The 17,656-nt window shown below is 69.3% G+C and carries 20 protein-coding genes; 15 read left to right on the top strand and 5 right to left on the bottom strand.

Translation table 11 applies throughout. The annotated features are described in order from the left end of the window. The first annotated feature begins 8 nt into the window (after positions 1 to 8). The 3 genes from P0Y52_13300 to P0Y52_13290 are packed head-to-tail and all read left to right on the top strand — an operon-like array spanning position 9 to position 2,724. On the top strand, positions 9 to 887 hold the full coding sequence (locus P0Y52_13300; protein WEK57501.1) for a F0F1 ATP synthase subunit gamma: 879 nt from the start codon (positions 9 to 11) through the stop codon (positions 885 to 887). Positions 888 to 924: 37 nt separating this feature from the next. Beyond that, entirely contained in the window at positions 925 to 2,451 is a 1,527-nt protein-coding gene (atpD, locus tag P0Y52_13295) for a F0F1 ATP synthase subunit beta (protein WEK57500.1), read from the top strand. A 3-nt stretch (positions 2,452 to 2,454) separates the two neighbouring features. Then, the gene (locus P0Y52_13290; GenBank protein WEK57499.1) at positions 2,455 to 2,724 is read left to right on the top strand and encodes an ATP synthase F1 subunit epsilon; all 270 of its coding nucleotides are present in this window, start codon (positions 2,455 to 2,457) and stop codon (positions 2,722 to 2,724) included. 72 nt (positions 2,725 to 2,796) lie between these two features. Here the strand turns inward: P0Y52_13290 and P0Y52_13285 are convergent, their stop codons facing one another. After that, positions 2,797 to 3,279: an RNA pyrophosphohydrolase gene (locus P0Y52_13285; GenBank protein WEK57498.1), complete on the bottom strand. Its 483-nt coding sequence runs from the start codon at positions 3,277 to 3,279 to the stop codon at positions 2,797 to 2,799. A gap of 76 nt (positions 3,280 to 3,355) precedes the next feature. On the opposite strand from P0Y52_13285, the gene P0Y52_13280 reads away from it, so the two are divergent. Beyond that, the gene (locus P0Y52_13280) at positions 3,356 to 3,760 is read left to right on the top strand and encodes a Tat pathway signal protein (protein WEK57497.1); all 405 of its coding nucleotides are present in this window, start codon (positions 3,356 to 3,358) and stop codon (positions 3,758 to 3,760) included. An 85-nt stretch (positions 3,761 to 3,845) separates the two neighbouring features. Here the strand turns inward: P0Y52_13280 and P0Y52_13275 are convergent, their stop codons facing one another. Continuing rightward, positions 3,846 to 4,820 (bottom strand): ABC transporter ATP-binding protein, encoded by a 975-nt coding sequence (locus tag P0Y52_13275; GenBank protein ID WEK57496.1) that lies wholly within the window; start codon positions 4,818 to 4,820, stop codon positions 3,846 to 3,848. Between the two features lie 186 nt (positions 4,821 to 5,006). Here P0Y52_13275 and P0Y52_13270 point away from each other — a divergent pair, with 186 nt between their 5' ends. The 10 genes from P0Y52_13270 (at position 5,007) to P0Y52_13225 (ending at position 12,583) form a co-directional block, all read left to right on the top strand. Continuing rightward, positions 5,007 to 5,300: a hypothetical protein gene (locus P0Y52_13270; GenBank protein WEK57495.1), complete on the top strand. Its 294-nt coding sequence runs from the start codon at positions 5,007 to 5,009 to the stop codon at positions 5,298 to 5,300. Positions 5,301 to 5,358: 58 nt separating this feature from the next. Beyond that, complete coding sequence (locus tag P0Y52_13265) at positions 5,359 to 5,595, top strand: zinc-finger domain-containing protein (GenBank protein ID WEK57494.1); 237 nt, start codon at positions 5,359 to 5,361, stop codon at positions 5,593 to 5,595. 3 nt (positions 5,596 to 5,598) lie between these two features. Further along, positions 5,599 to 6,039: a VOC family protein gene (locus tag P0Y52_13260; protein ID WEK57493.1), complete on the top strand. Its 441-nt coding sequence runs from the start codon at positions 5,599 to 5,601 to the stop codon at positions 6,037 to 6,039. Position 6,040: 1 nt separating this feature from the next. Further along, positions 6,041 to 6,658, top strand: coding sequence for a hypothetical protein (locus tag P0Y52_13255; protein WEK57492.1), 618 nt, complete (start codon positions 6,041 to 6,043; stop codon positions 6,656 to 6,658). A 159-nt stretch (positions 6,659 to 6,817) separates the two neighbouring features. Continuing rightward, entirely contained in the window at positions 6,818 to 7,435 is a 618-nt protein-coding gene (locus P0Y52_13250) for a nicotinate-nucleotide adenylyltransferase (protein ID WEK59501.1), read from the top strand. A gap of 116 nt (positions 7,436 to 7,551) precedes the next feature. After that, positions 7,552 to 7,983, top strand: a complete 432-nt coding sequence (gene rsfS / locus P0Y52_13245) for a ribosome silencing factor (GenBank protein ID WEK57491.1) — start codon at positions 7,552 to 7,554, stop codon at positions 7,981 to 7,983. A gap of 21 nt (positions 7,984 to 8,004) precedes the next feature. Next, the gene (gene rlmH / locus P0Y52_13240; GenBank protein ID WEK57490.1) at positions 8,005 to 8,469 is read left to right on the top strand and encodes a 23S rRNA (pseudouridine(1915)-N(3))-methyltransferase RlmH; all 465 of its coding nucleotides are present in this window, start codon (positions 8,005 to 8,007) and stop codon (positions 8,467 to 8,469) included. A 47-nt stretch (positions 8,470 to 8,516) separates the two neighbouring features. Then, entirely contained in the window at positions 8,517 to 9,563 is a 1,047-nt protein-coding gene (locus P0Y52_13235) for a peptidoglycan DD-metalloendopeptidase family protein (GenBank protein ID WEK57489.1), read from the top strand. A 144-nt stretch (positions 9,564 to 9,707) separates the two neighbouring features. Continuing rightward, the gene (locus tag P0Y52_13230; protein ID WEK57488.1) at positions 9,708 to 11,078 is read left to right on the top strand and encodes a S41 family peptidase; all 1,371 of its coding nucleotides are present in this window, start codon (positions 9,708 to 9,710) and stop codon (positions 11,076 to 11,078) included. A 299-nt stretch (positions 11,079 to 11,377) separates the two neighbouring features. Further along, positions 11,378 to 12,583 (top strand): divergent polysaccharide deacetylase family protein, encoded by a 1,206-nt coding sequence (locus P0Y52_13225; protein WEK57487.1) that lies wholly within the window; start codon positions 11,378 to 11,380, stop codon positions 12,581 to 12,583. Between the two features lie 351 nt (positions 12,584 to 12,934). Here the strand turns inward: P0Y52_13225 and P0Y52_13220 are convergent, their stop codons facing one another. Next, complete coding sequence (locus tag P0Y52_13220) at positions 12,935 to 13,372, bottom strand: SufE family protein (GenBank protein ID WEK57486.1); 438 nt, start codon at positions 13,370 to 13,372, stop codon at positions 12,935 to 12,937. A 165-nt stretch (positions 13,373 to 13,537) separates the two neighbouring features. On the opposite strand from P0Y52_13220, the gene P0Y52_13215 reads away from it, so the two are divergent. Further along, positions 13,538 to 15,232 carry a HAMP domain-containing sensor histidine kinase gene (locus P0Y52_13215; GenBank protein WEK57485.1) on the top strand — a complete coding sequence of 565 codons (1,695 nt, stop codon included), beginning with the start codon at positions 13,538 to 13,540 and terminating at the stop codon, positions 15,230 to 15,232. On the opposite strand, the gene bioB is transcribed toward P0Y52_13215, so the two are convergent. Both bioB and P0Y52_13205 read right to left on the bottom strand, forming a co-directional pair. After that, complete coding sequence (bioB, locus tag P0Y52_13210) at positions 15,229 to 16,245, bottom strand: biotin synthase BioB (protein WEK57484.1); 1,017 nt, start codon at positions 16,243 to 16,245, stop codon at positions 15,229 to 15,231. The two genes, P0Y52_13215 and bioB, sit on opposite strands and share 4 nt — an antisense overlap. A gap of 66 nt (positions 16,246 to 16,311) precedes the next feature. Next, complete coding sequence (locus P0Y52_13205) at positions 16,312 to 17,640, bottom strand: amidohydrolase family protein (GenBank protein WEK57483.1); 1,329 nt, start codon at positions 17,638 to 17,640, stop codon at positions 16,312 to 16,314. Positions 17,641 to 17,656 lie beyond the last annotated feature (16 nt).

The raw sequence follows: 17,656 nt of genomic DNA, 5'->3' as shown, positions 1-17,656 counted from the left end.
AGCGCCGGATGGCCAGCCTCAAGGAAATGCGCAATCGGATCGGAAGCGTCAAAGCGACGCAGAAGATCACGAAGGCCATGCAGATGGTCGCAGCGGCCAAGCTGAAGCGTGCGCAGGAGCAGGCGGAAAACGCTCGCCCCTACGCCACGCGGATGGCCTCGGTCATCGCCAACCTGGCCGCCGGCGTCTCGGGCGACAGCGCCCCGAAACTGCTGGCCGGCACGGGCGCGGATCAGCGTCACCTGATCGTCGTCGCCACGGCGGACAAGGGTCTGGCGGGGGGCTTCTCGTCCAACGTCGTCCGCGCCGCCCGCGACCGGATCAACAGCCTGATCGCCCAGGGCAAGGACGTTCGCGTCATCGCCGTCGGCAAGAAGTCGCGTGATCCCCTGACGCGCCTGTTCGGCGACAAGGTCGTGAAGACCTTCGAGCTGAGCGAGCACAAGGTCCTGGGTCTCGCCGCCGCACAGCCGATCGCCGAACTGATCGCCGAAAGCTTCGAAGGCGGACAGGCTGACGTCGTCACCCTGTTCTACAGCAAGTTCCAGTCGGTGATCGCTCAGGTCCCGACCGCGAACCAGCTGATCCCGGCCGTCGTGGCCGGCGATGCGGCGCCGATCGACCTGAACGGCGCGGTCTATGAGTATGAGCCCTCGGAAGAGGAAATCCTCGAGACCCTGCTGCCGCGCAACCTGACGACGCAGATTCTGGCCGCTCTCTACGAAAACCAGGCCGGTTTCTTCGGCGCGCAAATGGCCGCGATGGACAACGCCACGCGCAATGCGGGCGACCTCATCAACAGCCTGACGCTCCAGTACAACCGCAAACGCCAGGCCCAGATCACAACCGAGCTGATCGAGATCATCGCCGGCGCCGAAGCGCTCTGATCCCGACCTGCCAGACATTCCGATACGGACACGCACGATGACCGACACCACCGCCCCGAAGAAAACCGCAGCCAAGAAGCCGGCTGCTCCCAAGAAGGCCGCAGTCGCCGCCGTCGCAGGCTCGGGCAAGATCGCCCAGGTCATCGGCGCCGTCGTCGACATCGAGTTCACCGGCGCCCTGCCGGCGATCCTGAACGCGCTGGAAACCCAGAACGTCGACCAGAAGACGGGTCAGCCCTTCACCCTGGTTCTCGAAGTCGCCCAGCACCTGGGTGAGAACATGGTCCGCGCCATTTCGATGGACACCACCGAAGGCCTGACCCGCGGTCAGCCCGTCGTGGACACCGGCAAGTCGATCATGGCGCCGGTCGGTCCGGGCACGCTCGGCCGCATCATGAACGTCGTCGGCCAGCCGATCGACGAAGCCGGTCCGATCAAGACCACGGAATACCGTCCGATCCACCGCGAGGCCCCGACCTTCGAAGAGCAGTCGACCTCGTCGGAAATCCTGGTCACGGGCATCAAGGTCATCGACCTGATCTGCCCCTACACCAAGGGCGGCAAGACCGGTCTGTTCGGCGGCGCCGGCGTCGGCAAGACCGTGACCATGCAGGAACTGATCAACAACATCGCCAAGGCTTACGGCGGTTACTCGGTTCTGGCCGGCGTGGGTGAACGCACCCGTGAAGGCAACGACCTGTATCACGAGATGATCGAGTCCAACGTGAACGTGGACCCGGCCAAGAACAACGGCTCGACCGAAGGCTCCAAGTGCGCCCTGGTTTACGGCCAGATGAACGAGCCCCCCGGCGCCCGCGCCCGCGTCGCCCTGACCGGCCTGTCGATCGCGGAATACTTCCGCGACGAAGAAGGCAAGGACGTGCTGCTGTTCGTCGACAACATCTTCCGCTTCACGCAAGCCGGTTCGGAAGTGTCGGCTCTGCTGGGCCGCATCCCCTCGGCCGTGGGCTATCAGCCGACGCTGGCCACCGAGATGGGCAACCTGCAAGAGCGCATCACCTCGACCAAGAAGGGCTCGATCACCTCGGTCCAGGCCATCTACGTTCCCGCCGACGACCTGACCGACCCGGCGCCCGCCGCCTCGTTCGCTCACTTGGACGCGACGACCGTTCTGAACCGCGACATCGCGGCCCAGGCCATCTTCCCGGCCGTGGACCCGCTCGACTCGACCTCGCGCATCATGGACCCGCTGGTCATTGGTGAAGAGCACTACCGCGTCGCCCGTCGCGTTCAGGAAACCCTGCAGCAGTACAAGGCGCTGAAGGACATCATCGCCATCCTGGGCATGGACGAACTGTCGGAAGACGACAAACTGGTCGTGTCGCGCGCTCGCAAGATCCAGCGCTTCCTGTCGCAGCCCTTCTTCGTGGCTGAGCAGTTCACCAACTCGCCCGGCAAGTTCGTCGAGCTGAAGGACACCATCCGTTCGTTCAAGGCCATCTGCGACGGCGAGTACGACCACCTTCCGGAAGCCGCCTTCTACATGGTCGGCGCCATTGAAGAAGTCGTCGAAAAAGCCGCCAAGATGGCTGCGGAAGTCTGATCCATGGCCGGTAAGCTGAACTTCTCCCTCGTCGCCCCGGAACGCGAAATCTTCGCGGGCTCGGTCGATCAGGTCGATGCGCCGGGCGTCGAGGGCGACTTCGGCGTCCTGCCCGGCCACGCGCCCTTCATGACCACCCTGCGCGAAGGCGTGGTGACCGTTTACGAAGGCGCGGCGCGTCGTCAGTTCGCGGTCAAGGGCGGCTTCGCCGACGTCAACGGCGAGGGTCTCAGCATCCTGGCCGAAGAAGCCTCGGAAATCGTCGAAGCCTGAGGCTTCGGCGACGCCGACAAGATCAGGGCCCCTCGCTTCGGCGGGGGGCCTTTTTCCTTGGGGGGGGCGGCTTCAGCTCTTCGGCAGGTCTTCGAAGGCCGCCACCACCTGCTGATAGACGTCGCGCTTGAAGGGCACGATCAGGTCGGGCGCCTCTTCCAGCGCGCCCCAGCGCCAGGCGTCGAACTCCGGCTCGCCGTGGGCGGCCAGATCAAACTCCGAGTCCTCGCCGGTGAAGCGGAAGGCGAACCAGACCTGCTTCTGGCCCTTGAAGCCCTTCCACGCCTTCGGCCCGCCCATCCCCTCTGGGAAGTCATAGACGATCCAGCCCCCGGTCCGGCCCAGCAGTTCGACCGACCGGGCGCCGGTCTCTTCCTGCAACTCGCGCAGGGCGGCGGCTTCCAGATCCTCGCCCTCGTCGACGCCGCCTTGCGGGAACTGCCAGTTCCACGGCTCGGGGGTGTTGGCGCGGCGGCCCAGCCAGACCTGTCCGGCGGGGTTGAACAGCACCACCCCGACATTGGGGCGATAGGCGGAAAGATCGATCTGGCTCATCCGTCCCGATTACGCTCCGGCGCGACGACCCGCCAGCCGTAACCGGGCCTTAAGCCGCGGCAGGGCAGGGTAGGACATGGATCGTCGCGCACTGATCGGCCTCGCGGCCTTGGGAACCGCCTTCATCGCCGCCGAGGCCGAGGCTTCCGGCAAGAGCGAAGGCGGCGGGGCCCCCGCCAACGCCTATATCCCCCTGCCCACGGCCACGGCCACCATCCTGCGCCGCGACGGTCGCCGGGGCGTGATGACGGTCGAGGTTGGGGTCGATGTGGCCGATCCGGCCCTGCGCACCCGCGCCGACCAGTCCAAGCCGCGTCTCAGCGCCGCCTATAACGAAGTGGTCCGGCTGGCGGGCGAACGCATCCTGCCCGGCGCCCCGCCGGACGTGGAATGGCTGAGCCGCGCCCTGCAGGCGGCCACCGACCGGGTTCTGGGCAAGCCGGGAGCCAAGATGCTGCTCGGGACGGTGATGGTGGTCTAGCGTTACCCATCTTTCGTCATCCCCCGGTCTCCGCTTCGCTGCGCCGGAGGATGACGAAGGAGGGAGCGGGCCAGAGACTGGCGGCTCAGTCCTGCGTCGGGCTGGGCCGGCTTGCGTCGCCGTAGGTCATGGCCAGGAAGACGTCTTCCAGATCCGGGTCCTCGGTGGCGATGTCCTTGATCTTGACGCCGGCGGCGCGGACGGCGGCCAGCACCTGTTCGACGCTGGACTCGCCGGTGCGATAGGTGACGACGAAGGCCCCGTGCGGGCGCGGGGCGACGGCGAAACCGTGCAGGTCGGGCAGGACCTCTTGCGGCGTCTCCGGCGTCACCACGACGTTGCGGGTGTCCAGACGCTTCAGCAGGGTCTGGGTCGGCTCGCAGGCCACGACCTCGCCCCGGTTGATGATGGCGATGGTGTCGCACAGCTCCTGGGCTTCTTCGAGGTAGTGGGTGGTCAGGATGACGGTGACGCCCTCCTCGTTGATCTTGCGCACATAGTCCCAAAGCTGGCGGCGCAGTTCGACGTCCACGCCCGCCGTCGGCTCGTCCAGGATCAGGACGGGCGGATTGTGCACCAGGGCCTTGGCCACCATCAGGCGGCGCTTCATGCCGCCGGACAGGGCGCGGACATAGGCGTTGGCCTTGTCCGACAGACCCAGGGCCGCCAGCAGTTCGTCCGAGCGGCGCTCGTTGGCCGGCACGCCGTAGAAGCCGGCCTGGACCTCCAGCGCCTCGCGCGGAGTGAAGAAGACGTCGGCGACGATCTCCTGCGGCACGACGCCCAGGGCTGCGCGCGCGTCGCGGGCCTCATGCTCGATGTCGCGGTCCCAGATGCGGACCGTGCCCTCGGACTTGTTCACGACGCCGGCGATGATGTTGATCAGGGTCGACTTGCCGGCGCCGTTGGGGCCCAGCAGGCCGAACATCGAGCCGCGCGGCACCGTCAGGTCGACGCCCCGCAGGGCCGTCTTGGCCGGCGACTTCTTGTTGCCCGCATAGGTCTTCTTCAGGCCCCGCACCTCGATGGCGTTGACGGGCAGGGCAGGGGTCTCGGTCATGCGGGCGTTCACTCGGGCGGCGGAAGCGTGCGGCATAGGTAGGGGGCCAGGGGCGGTTCGCCAAGGCGTTGTCGTAGCGCTTTTGGACAAGTTTGCTCGTCTTTGTGTAAATGACGCTTGACGTGTCGTCTGAGTGTGTCTAGCTTGCTTGTCATAAAGACAACCTGACTTGATGGAGAGACATTCATGACCGCCCTGCCAGTCCAGATGAAGAAGCCTCTGACCCGCACCCGCCTGATCGGGTTTGTCGCCATGGGCGTCTGCGCCGTCGGCTACACCGGCATGGGTCTGGCCCTGTTGGCGGGCAAGCTGGGCTATCTGGACATGACCTATGCGGCCCTGCTGGCCGCCGTCGCCGCTCTGATCGGCGAGATCGGCCTGTGGGTCGGCGCAGGCTGCCTGGGCCTGACCCTGTTCAAGAAGCGCAAGGCCATGCTGGACAAGCTGTTCCGCCGCCAGCCGCGCCCTTCCGAGGTTTGACCTATAGGTCCGGTCCTTCTAGGAACGGCGCAAGCCATTCCAGACTGGACCGGACCCCATGCCTCCCCGCCATACCGACGCCGTCATCCCCGCCCCCGAAGAGATCGTGGTCTCGTCCAAGCGCGTCGCCTGCGACGGCGGCGGCGTCCTCGGCCACCCCCTGGTCTATCTGGAGATGGGCGACGAGGATGCCGTCGAGTGCGGCTACTGCGACCGCCGCTTCGTCCTGTCGGCGCACGCGCACCCCGAGAACGAATACCTCGACCCGGCGGCCCGCCCGCCCGAGGCGCACTGAGCCATGCGCTATCTGCACACCATGGTCCGCGTGAAGGACCTGGAGGCGTCGCTGCACTTCTATCGCGACCTGCTGGGTCTGGTGCAGACGCGCCGGATGGACAGCGAGGCCGGGCGCTTCAGCCTGATCTATCTGGCCGCGCCTCAGGATACCGCCCGCGCCGAAGCCGAGAAGTCGCCCGAGGTCGAGCTGACCTGGAACTGGGACCCCGAGGACTATCAGGGCGGCCGCAACTTCGGCCACCTGGCCTTCGAGGTCGAGGACATCTACGCCGCCTGTCAGCGTCTGATGGACGGCGGGGTGGTCATCAACCGTCCGCCGCGTGACGGCCACATGGCCTTCATCCGCTCGCCCGACGGCATCTCGATCGAACTGCTGCAAGGCGGCGCGCGTCTGGCGCCGGCCGAGCCCTGGGCCTCTATGCCCAACGTCGGGGCCTGGTGATTTGACGACGGCGCGTCTGAGCGTCCTGCTGGCCGCGACCGCCATCCTGGCCGGCTGCGCCTCGGTGACGGAGACCAATCCGGCGCGGACGGCGACCGACATGCTGCTGGTCAACCGCGCCGCCGATCGCGCGGTCGAGGGCCTGACCCTGCCGATCCCGCAAGGCGCGCGCGTCTTCATCGACGAGACCTATTTCCAGGCCGAGAACGCCCGCTATGCGCTGAGCGCTATCCGCGCCGCCCTGTCGGACGCCGGCTACGCCATCAGCCGCGACCGCGACAGCGCCGACGCCATCTTCGAGGTCCGCGCCGGGGCCCTGTCGCTGGAGCAGATGCGCCGGGTCTTCGGCATTCCCGACATGCGGGTGCCGATCAACGAGACGCTGAACGTCGTCTCCATCCCGGAACTGTCGATCTATTCCAACCGCGACCGCATGGGCGTGGCCGAGTTTTCCGGCTTCCTCTACGACGGTCGGACCGGCCTGCCGCTGGGCGCGGTGACGCCGATGATCGGTCAGTACAAGATCCGCAGCCACAAGGCCCTGATGGTCGTGACCTGGGGTCAGCAACTGGCCCAGCCGGGCGAGCGCGATCCAGGCTCGAGCTGGAAGGAGTTCTGAGCCTTTCGTCCGTCCGCTGAGGCGAGACAGGGGCGTCGCGGCGTGTTAGGGCGCGGGTGAGCATAAGTCCGCCCTCTCGTCGCCGCCGCCAAAGAGCCGCCCTTGTCCTTCTTCCACGCCGGTCCCGCGCCGAAAGGCCTCGGCCCTCGACCCGGCGCCCTGCGCGACGGCCTGGGGCTGCGCCCGGGCATGAAGGTCGGCCTGTTCGGCGGCTCCTTCAATCCGGCCCACGACGGCCACGCCCATGTGGCGGAGACGGCGATGCGGCGTCTGGATCTGGACCGGGTGGTCTGGCTGGTCTCGCCGCAGAACCCGCTGAAGTCCAACCACGAGACGGCGCCGCTGGCGGCGCGCATGGCCTCGGCCCGCGCGGTCGCGGCCACGGTGGGCCCGGCCATGATCGTCTCCGATTTCGAGACCCGCGCGGGTGTGCAGTGGACCGTGGACACCCTGCGGCTGCTCAAGGCCCGCTATCCCGGCGTGCAGTTCGTCTGGCTGATGGGCTCCGACAACCTGGCCAGCTTCCATCGCTGGCGCGGCTGGACCGACATCATGCATCTGATGCCGGTGGCGGTAATCGCTCGGCCGGGCAGCCAACTGGACAGCCGCACCGCGCCCGCCGCCTCGCGCTATGCCCGGTTCCGCATTCCGGCGGCCCGCGCCGGCCTGCTGCCCAGCCTGGCGGCGCCCGCCTGGACCTATCTGACGGCGCCGCTGAATCCCCGCTCCTCGACCGCGATCCGGCGGGGCGAAGCGCCGATTCCCGGCGATGGGTGACCTTTCCGGCGAGATGTGCTAGGCTGCCGCTTTAGTAATCTCCCCGGAGCCCTCCGCTGACCCCCTCGCCCGCGCACGATGCGCAAGACGCCGCCGTTTCCAACGCGGCCCACGAAATGGACCCGATGGATTCCGTCCATTCCGAAGACGGTCAGGCCGAAGGCGGTCCCAGTTTCGGCGATCAAGCCCCGATTCCGGTTGGCCTGACCGATCTGGAACGCGCTGTCATCGCCAAGCTCGATGAAGACAAGGCCCTCGACATGGTCCTGATCGACCTGCGTGGCAAAAGCCCGATGTCCGACGCCATGATCGTGGCCTCGGGTCGGTCGAACCGTCACGTCGGCGCCCTGGCCGATCACCTGCTGCGCCTGTTCAAGGAAATGGGTCTGGGCAAGGTCAAGGTCGAAGGTCTGCCCCACTGTGACTGGGTGCTGCTGGACGCCGGCGACGTCATCGTTCACCTGTTCCGCCCGGAAGTGCGCACCTTCTACAACATCGAGAAGATCTGGGCTGTCGACAGCGCCCACCGCGGCGCCGGCGCCGCCTGATCCTCGGACTGAGCTGACCTCATGAAGCTGGCGATCGCGGCCATCGGCAAGCCGGGCCGCGGTCCCGAGGCCGCCATGGCCGACGACTACGCCCGGCGGGCGACCCTGGCGGGTCGTCCGTTGGGGCTCGGTCCGTTGGAGCTGGTCGATCTCGAACCCCGGAAATCGGGCAAGGCCCCTGAGGCCGAGCTGATCCTGGCCTGCGCCGAGGGCGCGCACCTGATCGCCTGCGACGAGCGCGGCAAGACCTATGCCTCGCGCGCCTTCGCCGACCACATCGCGACCCTGCGCGATCAGGGCGAGCGGCGGCTGGTCTTCGCCATCGGCGGGGCCGACGGGCTGGACCCCCGCGTGCGCGCCGCCGCCCGCTCGACCCTGGCCTTTGGCCCCCAGACCTGGCCCCACGCCCTGGCCCGCGCCATGCTGGCGGAACAGCTTTACCGCGCCGTGACCATCCTGTCCGGCTCCCCCTATCACCGCGACTGATGCGCCGGGGGGCGGGGCTTCTTCTGCTGTCGTCGGAGTTGGCGCTGATGCTGGCGGGCCCGGCGTCGAGCCAGCGCGCGGCTGCGCCCAGTCCTGAACTGACCCGGCTTCAGGCCGAGTATCGCGACGAGACCGCGCGCGCGCGGCGCCTGCGCGCCGAGGCGGCCGCCGCCAGCGACGAGGTGGTCGATCTGGACCGGCAACTGGCCGAACTGCGCCGGGCCGAGGCCGAGGACGACGTGCAACTGGAATCCCAGCGCGCCCGCCTCAAGGAACTGGGCGACCGCGAGGCCGGCCTGGTCGCCTCCCTGTCGCGCGAACGCGCCAGCCAGGGCCGTCTGCTGTCGGCCTTGCAGATGATGAGCCGCAAGCCGCCGCCGCCCCTGTTGATCCCGGCGGACAAGGCGGTCGACACGGTGCGAGCCTCAATCCTGATCCGCGCCATGACCCCCGAACTGCAAGGCCGCGCCAAGGCCCTGGTCGAGCGCCAGGCCGAGGTCATCCGCATCCGACGCCTCGCCGCCCTGTCCAGCGAACGCCTGTTCACCGTCGAGAGCGCGCAAGGGGATCGTCGCGCCGAGATCGAGAGCCTGTCGGCGCGCAAGGTCGCCCTGCGCGCCGTCCTGCGCGCTGAGGCCGCGCGCGCTGAACGCGCCACCCGCTCGCTGGAGGCCCGCATTCGCGAGCTGGGCGGCCAGACGCCAGTGGTGGCCGAAGCCGCCTCCGAGGCCCCCGCCGCCCGTCTGCCCGCCGGTCGCAGCCGTCTGACCGCCCCGGTGCAGGGCGCGCCGTCGCAGCGCTTTGGCGGCGGTTCCAGCGGCTGGCGCTGGCGCTCCAGCCACGAGGTCATCGCCGCGCCCGCCCCCGCCCGCGTCGCCTATGCCGGGCCGCTGAAGGAGTGGGGCGAGGTGGTCATTCTGGACCTCGGCCCCGGTTGGCGCGTGGTCGTGGCCGGGCTGGACCAGCTGTCGGTGGACACCGGCCAGCGCGTCGCCGACGGTCAGGCCCTGGGCCGCACCGGCGAGGACGGCGAGGCCTATTTCGAACTGCGCCGCGACGAGCGCCCCATCGACCCGGCGCCCTGGCTGCAATAGGGGTCCATAGGCGGTGTGTCCGCGCGAAAGTCCTTTCAAATCCGCGCGGACGCTGATTGTATCGTCCCATCTGACGTCGGCGTGTGAACGCCTGCGCCTCCCTGGACGACCGGAGCCCGAGCGGGTCCGATGGAAAGACACCGAATGCGTAAACTGCTTCTCATCGGTTGCGCCGCCCTGGCCCTGGGCGGATCGGCGGCGGCTGTCGCCAGCCAGACCCCGCGCAACGAGACCTTCCGCATGCTCCAGATGTTCGGCGACGTGCTGGGCATCGTCGAGCAGGCCTATGTGGTGCCGGTCGACAACAAGAAGCTGATCGAGGCGGCGCTGTCGGGGATGATGACGGCGCTGGACCCCCACTCCAACTATCTGCCGCCCAAGTCCTATGGCGACCTGCGCGAGCGGACCTCGGGCGAGTATTCCGGCGTCGGCCTGACCATCACGTCCGAGGGCGGCCTGGTGAAGGTCATCTCGCCGATGGACGACAGTCCGGCCGGTCGCGCCGGCGTCCAGGCGGGCGACGTCATCAGCGCCATCGACGGTCAGAACGCCGCCGGCCTGAGCGTGTCCGAAGTCTCCGAGAAGCTGCGCGGCGCCATCGGCGCCAGCGTCACCGTCACCTTCCTGCGCGACGGCGAGGAGCCGCGCGAAGTGGTCCTGACGCGCGAGGTCATCAAGGTCGAATCCGTCACGGGTCGTCTGGAAGGCGACTTCGGCTATCTGCGCATCTCGACCTTCAACGAGAACACCGGCCGCGAACTGACCGAGACCATCGAGCGGCTGAAGCGAGAGAAGCCCGGCATCAAGGGCTATGTCCTGGACCTGCGCAACAACGGCGGGGGGCTGCTGACCGCCGCCATCGACGTGTCCGACGCCTTCCTGGAGCGCGGCGAGATCGTCAGCCAGCGCGGCCGCAAGCCCGACGACATCGAACGCTACGCCGCCAAGCCGGGCGACCTGACCGGCGGCCTGCCGGTCGTGGTCCTGATCAACTACGGCTCGGCCTCGGCGTCTGAAATCGTGGCCGGCGCCCTGAAGGATCAGGAGCGGGCCACCGTTGTCGGCCTGACCAGCTTCGGCAAGGGCTCGGTGCAGACCGTCATCCCGCTGCGCGGCGGCGCCGACGGCGCCCTGTCGATCACCACGGCGCGCTATTTCACGCCCTCGGGCCGGTCGATCCAGAAGATCGGCATCGAGCCTGACCTGGAGGTCGCGCGTTCCGAGGCCGAGGCCCGCATCGTCTCGCGCTCCAGCTTCATCTATTCCGAGGCCGCCTACGCCACGGCGCTGGACGCCTCCATCGGGGCCGAGCGAAAGGGCGCCCACACCCCCAACGAAGCGCCGGGCAAGGATTTCGACAAGGCCAAGGACTATCAGCTGCAACGCGCCCTGGACGTGCTGCGCGCCGGCGGCGACCTGACCAAGCTGGCCGCCGCGCCCGCCGATGTCGTCGTCACCGCGCCGGGCTCCAAGCCGGTCGAGACGGCCGAGGCTGATGAGGCCAAACCGCAGTAGCCCTTGTCCCCTTGGGGGAGAAGGTGGGCGGCAAAGCCGCTCGGATGAGGGGTAGGGTTCGGCGGGCAGGGCGGGCGATGTTGAGGATGGTCAGGCGGCCCCCTCATCCGTCCCGCTTCGCGAGCCACCTTCTCCCCCAAGGGGAGAAGGAAGCGTCTGATGCCTATGCTGCCCCTTCTTCGACGTGGTGAATGGCGCGTTAGGGTTTCTTAACCGGCGCTGGGGATAAGTAAGGATCGAGGAGGGCCGCGTCCTGCGGTTCCCCGTTTCGTCCCTGTCGTCCGAGCGCCGCCCTGTCCATGTTCGCCAAGCGCCAGTCCGCCCTCGCCGCCGCCGCCGGTATGCCGCCGGAGGATCGCGCCCGTCTGAATCTCGACACCGTCGTGGTCGTGCTGAAGAAGCCGCCGGTCGCCGTGGCCGCTGCCGGCGTCTTCGTTCTGGCCGCCGGCGCTCTGTTCGTCGCCGTCATGGGCGATCCGCGTGCGGGCGCGCCCTCGGCCCGGGTGGCGCTGGAGCGTCCGGCCGCCGTCGCGGATCCGGCCCCGACCGGCGCCGATGCCTTCGCCATGAGCGGCCTGGACCTCTATCAGGACATGGCCGGCGGCGATCCCGCCCTGCTGGACCCCAATGGCGCGGCCGGGGGCGAGGCCCTGATCACCCTGCCGGACGGCGCCAGCGTGGCGGGCGGTTCGGCCATCGCCGCGCCGGTGCGCAGCCCCTCCAATCCCCTGCCCAAGGCCCCGATCGCGGGCCTGTTCTCGCCCGGACCCAATGGCCCCCTGCCGCGGATCGCGCCGGACGGCCGCGTCCCGGCCCAGGCCTACGCCCGCCCCTTCCGCTCGAACGGCAAGCCCATGGTGGCCCTGGTCGTCGGCGGCCTGGGCCTGAACGCCGTCACCACCCGCGCCGCCATCGAGCGCCTGCCCGCCGAGGTGACGCTCAGCTTCGTCCCCTATGCCGAGGGTCTTCAGGCCTGGATCGACCAGGCCCGCGCCCAGGGCCACGAGGTGATGATCGAACTGCCGATGGAGCCGACCGGCTATCCTGAGAACGATCCCGGCCCCTATACCCTGCTGTCCAGCGGCGGCGCCGACGACGTCGAGGCCAAGCTGGACTGGTTGCTGGGCCGCGCGACCGGCTATTTCGGCGTGACCAACTATCTGGGCGACCGCTTTTCGACGTCGGACGAGGGCATGGGCGCCATGCTGGCCGTGCTGCGTCAGCGCGGCGTGGCCTTCCTCGACGACGGCTCGATGCGCAGGAAGCCCGGCGCCTTCGCCCGCGCCAGCGCCGACCGCATCATCGACGAGACGCAGAGCCCCGCCGCGATCATGGGTCAGCTCAACGCCCTGGAAGCCGCCGCCAAGACGCGCGGCGCGGCGCTGGGGACCGGCTTCAGCTATCCCGTCACCGTCGAAGCCGCCGCCCGCTGGACGGCGGGACTGGAGGCGCGCGGCCTGCAATTGGCGCCGGCCTCGGCCATGACGCGGCGTCCGGGGCGCTAGCTAGATCAGCACCGCCGAGAGCCAGGCGCCGACGAACGAGGCGGTGGCCAGGATCAGGAGCAGGCCCTCGAACGGGGAGAGGGTCCAGGCTGAGCGTCTGCGGCGGATTCGGCTGTCCATCTTTGCCTCTCACTCATGATGACGACCTTGAGGGCCAGGGCCGCCGCGCCGCGGATCGGCAGGGGCTGGCCGTAAAGGCCCCGCCACAGCACATCCATCGCGCGATCAGCTTCCCCCAAGGGTTCCATGCGCGCATTGGGCCATCGTCGGACGGCGGTCGTCGCCATCAAATGTTAGGTCTTGTGGACAACGTCGGTTTTTGTGTTCGAGGGCAAAAACCTAGGCTGTGGATCAGCCTTGAGCCGCGGCCTCGCGAATCCGGCCGACCATGCTGTTCAGGCCGTTGGCGCGTTGTCGGGTCAGGGCGGCGGGCAGGCCCAGCCGGTCCAGCGCCGCGCGCGCGTCGAAGGTCAGAATCTCGGCGGGCAGGCGACCGGAATAGAGCTTCAGCAGCAGGGCGATATTGCCCTTGGACAGGGCGCTGTCGCTGTCGGCGTCGAAGAAGAGCCGTCCGCCGGCGCGACGGGTCGACAGCCAGACCTGGGCGGCGCAGCCCGGCACCTTGTTGGCCTCGACGCGGGCGTGCTCCGGCAGGGGCGGCAGGCCCTTGCCCAGGTCGATGACGTATTCGATCCGGCCTTCCCAGTCGCCCAGCAGGTCGAACTCCTCAACCAGTTCGGCCACGGTGTCGTCGAGGGTCAGGGCGGGGGCGGCGTTGGTCGAGGTCATGGCCGCCGACATAGGCCCGGACGCCCCGCACGACAACTGTCCCGCCCCCGCGGCGATCCGCGCCTGCCCCGTTTTGGGACAGTCGCCCGCCAGGCGAGCGGCCTTTGGTCGGCCTTGGTCGGGGTCTAGACTGCACGGTTGAATCAACCGCCTCAAAGGCCCGGATTGAAGCCGCCGCCCGCCCTGTTCGAACCGATCCGTTCGCCCGACGCGCCCGACGCGCGGGAGGGCGCCGCCGTGGCCGCCTGGCATGCGGGCTGGGCGGCGGCGGTCGGTTTGACGGCTCTGGCCGGCGACTGGCTGGGCCGAGGAGGAGAGGCCACAGGTCTCGACGCCTCGGCGGCCTTGGCTATGGCCACGCCGGGCCTGCTGGGGCTGGTGCTCCTGGCGCGCGACGGGCGGACGATCCGGGCGGCCCTGCTGGCGGCCTGGGGTCTGGCGGCGGTGGCGGCGTCCGGGCTGTCGGGCGGCTTGATCGGGCCGCTGGGCGGCTTCGTCTTCATGCCTCTGGCCGCAGCCGTGGCCCTGGGATCGTCGCGCTGGGCCCCCTTCGGCCTGCTGGGCGCAGGCGCGGCGGCGGTCGTCGGTCTGGCGGCGACGGGGGTGAAGGGCGTTCCGCCCGCCGCGCCCGGCATGGCCACGGTCGCGGCGTTGTTGACGCTCGGGGCGGCGGCTCTGGCTTTCCGTCTCAGCGCCGGGGCCCAGGCCCGTCGGCTGGCCGCGGTCGAGGCGGCGGTGGCCCAGGTCGAGACGGTGCTGGCCGGTCAGCCGGGCCTGACCCTGGTGCTGGACGCCTCGGGCGCGCCTCTGGCGGCCTATGGCGCGGCCCCAGCGGCCTTGCCGGTCGATCCTCTGTTCGACGAGGGTCTGGTCGCCTCGGTCCACGCGCCGGATCGCCCGGCGGTGCTGGCCGCCCTGGCCCGCGCGGTCGCCGGGTCGGAGGCCCAGGTGCGTTTCGCCCCGCGTCTGGCGCTGGACCGTCGTATTCTTCTGATGCTGCGGCGTCAGGCTGCGACGGAGCCTCCGCGGCTGATCGCCGTGGCGCTGGACGCCACCCTGCAACATGCGCGCGAGGAAGGCCTCGACGCCGCCCGCCTGGAGGCCGAGGCCCAGAGCGCGGGCAAGACGCGCTTTCTCGCCCACATGAGCCACGAACTGCGCACGCCGCTGAACGCGGTGATCGGCTTCTCCGACATCATGCGCCAGCGTCTGTTCGGTCCGGTGCCCGACCGTTACGCCGAATACGCCGACTCGATCCATACGGCGGGCCGGCACCTGCTGGCCCTGATCAACGACGTGCTGGACGTCAGCCGCATCGAGGCCGACCGCTACGACCTCAATATCGAGACCTTCGATGTGCGCGAGACGGTTTCGGCGGCCCTGGCCCTGGTGCGGGTGCAGGCCGACGACAAGGGCGTCGATCTGGCCGCCGTCCTGCCGCCCGAGGCCGTGAGCGTCGCCGCCGACCGCCGCGCCGTGAAGCAGATGCTGCTGAACCTTCTGTCCAACGCGGTGAAGTTCACCCCGTCGGGCGGCGCCGTCACCGTCTCCGCCGAGGCGCTGGGCGGGATGCTGGAACTGAGCGTGGCCGACACCGGGGTCGGCGTCGCGCCCGAGGACCTGGCGCGTCTGGGGCGTCCCTATGAACAGGCGGGCGGCGCAGAGCAGAGGGCGCAGGGCGCCGGCCTGGGTCTGTCCCTGGTCCGCGCCCTCGCCGAACTGCATCAGGGGACGATGAGCCTCGACAGCACGCCGGGCGAGGGCACCGCCGTGACCTTGTGTCTGCCCGTCGTCGTGGCCCGCCCGGCGGTCGAGGCCGAGAAGGCGGGGGAGGTCATCCCCCTGAACCGCAGCGCCTAGGCGCGGGCTTCGACCCTCAGCGGCATGGGCTTGAGATCCAGAAGGGCGAACAGCTTGGCGTCGTCGTCTTCTTCCGGGTTGGGCGTGGTCAGAAGCTTGCCGCCGACGAAGATGGAGTTGGCGCCGGCCAGGAAGCACAGGGCCTGCATCTCCGGCGTCATGCCTTCGCGGCCAGCCGACAGGCGGACCATGGACCGGGGGCAGACCAGACGGGCGACGGCCACGGTGCGGACGAACTCGATCGGGTCGATCTCGCCTTCCTTCAGCACCCGCTCGCCCAGGGGCGTGCCGCCGACGGGAACCAGGGCGTTGACCGGCAGGCTGTCGGGATGGGCGGGCAGGGTGGCCAGGGCGTGCAGCAGGCCGGCGCGGTCGCGGCGCTTCTCGCCCATGCCGACGATGCCGCCGCAGCAGGTGCTCATGCCCGCGTCGCGGACGTGCTGCAGGGTCTCAAGCCGGTCCTGATAGGAGCGGGTCGTCACCACCTCGGCGTAATACTCAGGCCCGGTGTCGAGGTTGTGGTTGTAGTAGTCGAGGCCCGCGTCCTTCAGCTGTTTCGCCTGGTCGGCGTTCAGCATCCCCAGGGTGGCGCAGGTCTCCAGGCCTAGGGCCTTTACGCCCGAGATCATGGCCGCCAGCTTGGGCGTGTCGCGGTCCTTCAGCTCGCGCCAGGCGGCGCCCATGCAGAAGCGGCTGGCTCCGCCCGCCTTGGCCGCCATGGCCTCGGCGATGACGGCGGTCGGCTCCATCAGCTTCTCGGCCTTGAGGCCGGTCTTGAAGCTGGCCGACTGCGAGCAGTAGCCGCAGTTCTCGGCGCAGCCGCCGGTCTTGACCGACAGCAGCTGGGATTTCTGCACCTCGCTGGGGTCAAAGGTGCGCCGGTGAACGGTCGCGGCCTCGAACACCAGCTCCATGAAGGGGCGGGCGAACAGGGCCTCGACCTCCTCCAGCGTCCAGTCGTGACGGGGGATCGAGAGATCGCGGGCGGGTCGGATCGAAGCGTCGTCAGCCATGGCCGACGGCTTAACCGCGCACGGCGGCGCGGCCAAGCCGGAAGTCGAGTGACGCCGTTCGACGGGTTAGCGTTCGTCCTTGTAGATGCGGCCGTCGCGCATGACGAAGGCGACCGTCTTCAGTCTCGTCACATCGGTCAGCGGATCGCCCGTCACGGCGATGATGTCAGCGCGCTTGCCCGGCTCCAGCACGCCCACCTCGTCGGCCAGGCCGAGAAGGTCGGCGGCGTTGACGGTGGCGGCCTCGATGGCGGTCATCGGCGTCATGCCGTTCTTGACCATCAGCTCGAACTCGTCAGCGTTGCGGCCGTGTTTCGACACGCCGGCATCGGTGCCGAAGGCGATGCGGACCCCGGCAGGGACGGCGCGTTGCAGCGACTGGCCGGTGATGGAGATGCGCCAGCGGATCTTGGGCAGGACCTCGGGCGGGTAGGCCTCGGGGTCGGCGGCCAGCCGTTCGGTGTAGCCGTTCACTGTCGACAGGGTCGGGACGTAGTAGGCGCGAGTGCGGCGCAGCAGCTGCAGGGTCTCGTCGTCGAAGATGGTGCCGTGCTCGATCGAGTCGGCGCCCATACGCAGGGCCAGGTTGATGCCGTCGGCGCCGTGGGCGTGGACCGCGACCTTCTTGCCGTAGAGGTGGGCCGTGTCGATCAGGGCCTTGGCCTCGTCCTCGAACATCTGGGCGCCGAGCCCTGCGCCGATGCGGCTGTTGACCCCGCCGGTGGTGGCGATCTTGATCACGTCGACGCCGCGTCCGACCTGAAGGCGCACCGCTTCGCGACAGCTCTCGGCGCCGTTGCAGACGTTGTCATGCGCAATGTGCTCGCGGAAATCGTCGTTGAAGCCGAGGCGCGCATCCATATGGCCCGAGGTGGCCGAGATGCTGTTGCCGGCGTCAATGATGCGGGGCCCGGGCAGGCGATGCGCCGCCGTCTCTTCGCGCAGGGCCAGAGTGACCCCGCCCGTGTCGCCGAGGTTTCGCACAGTGGTGAAGCCGGCCATCAGCGTCTTTCGCGCATTCATGGCGGCGCTGTAGGCGTGCACGGGCAGATTGTCGGTGATCTCGGACAGGAAGCCGGCCTGTCCGGCGAGATCAGACACGAGGTGCACATGGCTGTCGATCAGGCCCGGAAGGACGAAGCGGTCGCGCTGATCCACCACGGTCGCGCCGGGGAAGCCTGACGCGTCGATGAAACCGTCACGGATTTCGACCACCATGCCGTCGCGCACCACCAGGGTGGAAGGTCCGCGCGGCGCCCGGCCGGGGTGGTCCAGCAGCCGCCCGGCCTGGATCAGGGTCACGGCGCCGGTTTCGGGCGCGGCGGTCTGGGCGGCGGCGGGCAGGGCGGTCGTCAGCGCAAGCGCGCAGACGGCGCCGGTCAGCAAGGTCTTCATGGTCGAAACTCCCCCT

It is taken from the genome of Candidatus Brevundimonas phytovorans, assembly GCA_029203145.1.
Lineage (GTDB): Bacteria > Pseudomonadota > Alphaproteobacteria > Caulobacterales > Caulobacteraceae > Brevundimonas > Brevundimonas phytovorans.
This window is presented reverse-complemented; position numbering and strand designations above follow the sequence as displayed.

Excerpts from the sequence above, each read along its gene's own strand:
- P0Y52_13300 (WEK57501.1), top strand. The coding sequence starts at position 9 with ATGGCCAGCCTCAAGGAAATGCGCAATCGGATCGGAAGCGTCAAAGCG.
- atpD (WEK57500.1), top strand. The coding sequence starts at position 925 with ATGACCGACACCACCGCCCCGAAGAAAACCGCAGCCAAGAAGCCGGCT.
- P0Y52_13290 (WEK57499.1), top strand. The coding sequence starts at position 2,455 with ATGGCCGGTAAGCTGAACTTCTCCCTCGTCGCCCCGGAACGCGAAATC.
- P0Y52_13285 (WEK57498.1), bottom strand. The coding sequence starts at position 3,279 with ATGAGCCAGATCGATCTTTCCGCCTATCGCCCCAATGTCGGGGTGGTG.
- P0Y52_13280 (WEK57497.1), top strand. The coding sequence starts at position 3,356 with ATGGATCGTCGCGCACTGATCGGCCTCGCGGCCTTGGGAACCGCCTTC.
- P0Y52_13275 (WEK57496.1), bottom strand. The coding sequence starts at position 4,820 with ATGACCGAGACCCCTGCCCTGCCCGTCAACGCCATCGAGGTGCGGGGC.
- P0Y52_13270 (WEK57495.1), top strand. The coding sequence starts at position 5,007 with ATGACCGCCCTGCCAGTCCAGATGAAGAAGCCTCTGACCCGCACCCGC.
- P0Y52_13265 (WEK57494.1), top strand. The coding sequence starts at position 5,359 with ATGCCTCCCCGCCATACCGACGCCGTCATCCCCGCCCCCGAAGAGATC.
- P0Y52_13260 (WEK57493.1), top strand. The coding sequence starts at position 5,599 with ATGCGCTATCTGCACACCATGGTCCGCGTGAAGGACCTGGAGGCGTCG.
- rsfS (WEK57491.1), top strand. The coding sequence starts at position 7,552 with ATGGACCCGATGGATTCCGTCCATTCCGAAGACGGTCAGGCCGAAGGC.
- rlmH (WEK57490.1), top strand. The coding sequence starts at position 8,005 with ATGAAGCTGGCGATCGCGGCCATCGGCAAGCCGGGCCGCGGTCCCGAG.
- P0Y52_13235 (WEK57489.1), top strand. The coding sequence starts at position 8,517 with ATGCTGGCGGGCCCGGCGTCGAGCCAGCGCGCGGCTGCGCCCAGTCCT.
- P0Y52_13230 (WEK57488.1), top strand. The coding sequence starts at position 9,708 with ATGCGTAAACTGCTTCTCATCGGTTGCGCCGCCCTGGCCCTGGGCGGA.
- P0Y52_13225 (WEK57487.1), top strand. The coding sequence starts at position 11,378 with ATGTTCGCCAAGCGCCAGTCCGCCCTCGCCGCCGCCGCCGGTATGCCG.
- P0Y52_13220 (WEK57486.1), bottom strand. The coding sequence starts at position 13,372 with ATGACCTCGACCAACGCCGCCCCCGCCCTGACCCTCGACGACACCGTG.
- bioB (WEK57484.1), bottom strand. The coding sequence starts at position 16,245 with ATGGCTGACGACGCTTCGATCCGACCCGCCCGCGATCTCTCGATCCCC.
- P0Y52_13205 (WEK57483.1), bottom strand. The coding sequence starts at position 17,640 with ATGAAGACCTTGCTGACCGGCGCCGTCTGCGCGCTTGCGCTGACGACC.